The 3,161-nt window shown below is 64.6% G+C and carries 2 protein-coding genes and 2 pseudogenes; 1 reads left to right on the top strand and 3 read right to left on the bottom strand.

Annotation, left to right across the window (positions count from 1 at the left end; translation table 11 throughout):
• Positions 1 to 664, top strand: a pseudogene (locus tag L9Z73_RS28155) (penicillin-binding protein 1C); the annotation flags it as partial.
• Positions 665 to 685: 21 nt separating this feature from the next.
• Here the strand turns inward: L9Z73_RS28155 and L9Z73_RS28150 are convergent.
• From L9Z73_RS28150 to L9Z73_RS28140, 3 genes and pseudogenes are all read right to left on the bottom strand, one after another.
• Complete coding sequence (locus L9Z73_RS28150; RefSeq protein WP_247408021.1) at positions 686 to 1,051, bottom strand: hypothetical protein; 366 nt, start codon at positions 1,049 to 1,051, stop codon at positions 686 to 688.
• Positions 1,052 to 1,120: 69 nt separating this feature from the next.
• A complete protein-coding gene (gene glmS / locus L9Z73_RS28145) occupies positions 1,121 to 2,953 on the bottom strand; it encodes a glutamine--fructose-6-phosphate transaminase (isomerizing) (protein ID WP_247408019.1) in 1,833 nt (610 codons plus the stop codon).
• Positions 2,954 to 2,963: 10 nt separating this feature from the next.
• A pseudogene (locus L9Z73_RS28140) lies at positions 2,964 to 3,161 on the bottom strand (XRE family transcriptional regulator); the annotation flags it as partial.

Raw genomic sequence — 3,161 nt, 5'->3', positions numbered from 1 at the left:
CGCCGCGCCGCTGTTCTTCCGCATCGCCGACGCCCTGCCCCTGGCCTTGCCCAACGTGCAGATCAAACCCGACAAGCCGCCGCCCGGGCTGATCCGCATCGACGTCTGCGCGGCCTCCGGCGAGTTGCCCAACCGCTGGTGCCCGCAAACCCGCAAGACCTGGTACATCCCCGGCGTCTCACCGATTCGCGTGTCCAACCTGCACCGCCCGGTGCTGATCGACACCCGCACCGGCAAAGCCGCCTGCCCGCCGTTCGACCCGCAGTACACCCGCGAAGAAGTCTTCGAGTTCTGGCCCAGCGACGTACAACGCCTTTACCGCGCCGCCGGCCTGGCGCGACGCACGCCGCCCAGCGTGATGAAAAACTGCCAGCCCAACCGCATCAGCGACCAGAGCGAAGCCCCGCAGATCCGCTCGCCGCTGACCCAGGTGAGCTATCAACTGCGCCTGTCCCAGCCGCAGGAGAGCATTGCGCTGAATGCCAATGCGGCCAGCGATGCGACGACGTTGTACTGGTTTGCCGACCAGACCCTGATCGGCCAAGGCCCGCCGCAATCCACGCTAAATTGGCGACCGGGCAAGTCGGGGGAGTATCGGTTGCGGGTCAGTGATGATCAGGGGCGCAGTGCGAGCCGGGGGCTGAGGGTGGAGTTTGTGCCGTGATCGGGCGAACGCGCTTAACCGCTAAGCACTAGTCTCCACGTAGCTCGACTCCCCACCGCCCGTCGCGCCCGACAACCATCCCCACACGAAGCTCAACGTGGCACGCCCGGCCTGATCCGCGCCCACCGTGCCGCGTGACCAGCCGGCCAGCAGCTCGCCCTCAAGCGTCAGGCATTGATACAGCAACTCGATGGTATCGGCGCCTGTCACGCGCCCGACCTGCGTGCCCATGCGGATTCGACCGCCTTGGTAAGTGCCGGAAATGGCATCGCCTTCGACAAGGTAATGAAACACCGTGCCGGCACCGGATAGCCCGTGGGCGTTGTTCGCTACCGTAAAGTGGCGATTGTTCAAACGGGCGTGGATTGGGCAGAAGGGCGTGTCCATCGATGTCGCGTCCGTTCGTGGGGCTGGGTCGAGCCTGGAGACCCGGCGGGCCTCCAGGCGCCAGCCGTATTACTCCACCGTCACCGACTTCGCCAGGTTGCGCGGCTGGTCAACGTCGGTGCCTTTGAGCACGGCGACGTAGTACGACAGCAATTGCAGCGGGAGGGTGTAGAGGATCGGCGACAGGGTGTCGTGGATGTGCGGCATGTTGATGACGTAGGTGCCTTCGCCGTTGACCATGCCGGCTTTCTCGTCAGCGAAGACGATCAGTTGGCCGCCACGGGCGCGCACTTCCTGCAGGTTGGACTTGAGCTTCTCCAGCAGTTCGTTGTTCGGCGCGACGGTGACCACTGGCATGTCGTCATCCACCAGGGCCAATGGGCCGTGTTTCAGTTCGCCGGCCGGGTAGGCTTCGGCGTGGATGTACGAAATTTCCTTGAGCTTGAGGGCGCCTTCCATCGCCACCGGGTATTGCGCACCACGGCCGAGGAACAGGGTGTGGTTCTTGTCGGCGAACAGCTCGGCGACTTTTTCCACGGTGCTGTCCATCGCCAGCGCTTCGCCGAGGCGGGTCGGCAGGCGGCGCAGTTCTTCCACCAGGGTGGCTTCGACGCCGGGGGCCAGGGTGCCACGCACTTGGCCCAGGGACAGGGTCAGCAACAGCAGGCCGACCAGTTGGGTGGTGAAGGCTTTAGTGGAGGCAACACCGATTTCGCGACCGGCCTGGGTCAGCAGGGTAAGGTCGGACTCACGCACCAGGGAGCTGATGCTGACGTTGCAGATCGCCAGGCTGGCGAGGAAGCCGAGCTCTTTGGCGTTGCGCAGGGCGGCCAGGGTGTCGGCAGTTTCACCGGACTGGGAGATGGTCACGAATAGGCTGTCGGGCTGCACCACCACCTTGCGGTAGCGGAATTCGCTGGCGACTTCGACCTGGCACGGAATACCGGCCAGTTCTTCCAGCCAGTAACGCGCAACCATCCCGGCGTGGTAGCTGGTGCCGCAGGCCACGATCTGGACATTGCGCACCTTGGCGAACAGCTCAGCGGCTTGCGGGCCGAAGGCGTTGACCAGTACTTGCTTGTCGCCAAGGCGACCTTCCAGGGTGCGTTGCACCACGGCCGGTTGCTCGTGGATTTCCTTGAGCATGAAGTGGCGGAACGCGCCCTTGTCGGCCGCTTCGGCGCCGTCGCGGTATTGCACGGCTTCGCGCTCGACGGAATTGCCGTTTACGTCCCAGATCGCCACGCTGTCACGGCGGATGTCGGCAATATCGCCCTCTTCCAGGTACATGAAGCGGTCGGTGACCTGGCGCAGGGCCAGTTGGTCGGAGGCGAGGAAGTTTTCCCCCAGGCCCAGGCCGATCACCAGCGGGCTGCCACTGCGTGCGGCAACGACGCGGTCGGGTTGGCTCGCGCAGATCACGGCCAGGCCGTAGGCGCCGTGCAGTTCCTTGACCGTGGCCTTGAGGGCGGTGGTCAGGTCGCTGTAGTCCTTGAGCTTGTGGTTGAGCAGGTGGGCGATGACTTCGGTGTCGGTGTCCGAGGTGAACACGTAACCCAGGCCCTTCAACTGTTCACGCAGCACTTCGTGGTTTTCGATGATGCCGTTGTGTACCACGGCCACGTCGCCGGAGAAGTGCGGGTGGGCGTTACGTTCGCACGGCGCACCGTGGGTGGCCCAACGGGTGTGGGCGATGCCCAGGCGGCCGACCAGCGGTTCACCGGCCAGGGCTTGGTCCAACTCGCTGACCTTGCCCGGCCGACGCAGGCGCTCCAGCTTGCCGGCGTTGGTGAAGACCGCCACACCGGCGCTGTCATAGCCGCGGTATTCCAGGCGTTTGAGGCCTTCGATCAGGATGGGGGTGATGTTACGTTCAGCGACTGCGCCAACAATGCCACACATGGTGTTTCTCCTAGATGATTGCCGCGCATATCAGCGTAATGCCGCGGGCTTGGATCTGGTCGCGGGCCTCATGCGGCAGGCGATCATCGGTGATCAGGGTATGGACGCTGCTCCAGGGCAGTTCCAGGTTGGGAATCTTGCGGCCGATCTTGTCGGATTCGACCATCACCACCACTTCACGGGCGACCTCGGCCATCACGCGGCTCAG

It is taken from the genome of Pseudomonas emilianonis, assembly GCF_023072625.1.
Classification (GTDB): domain Bacteria; phylum Pseudomonadota; class Gammaproteobacteria; order Pseudomonadales; family Pseudomonadaceae; genus Aquipseudomonas; species Aquipseudomonas paraveronii.
Note: the sequence above shows the minus strand (reverse complement) of the source record. Positions and strands in the feature narration are given on the sequence as shown.

Bases quoted from the DNA above. Each gene is read 5' to 3' on its own strand.
- L9Z73_RS28150 (WP_247408021.1), bottom strand. From the start codon at position 1,051: ATGGACACGCCCTTCTGCCCAATCCACGCCCGTTTGAACAATCGCCAC.
- glmS (WP_247408019.1), bottom strand. From the start codon at position 2,953: ATGTGTGGCATTGTTGGCGCAGTCGCTGAACGTAACATCACCCCCATC.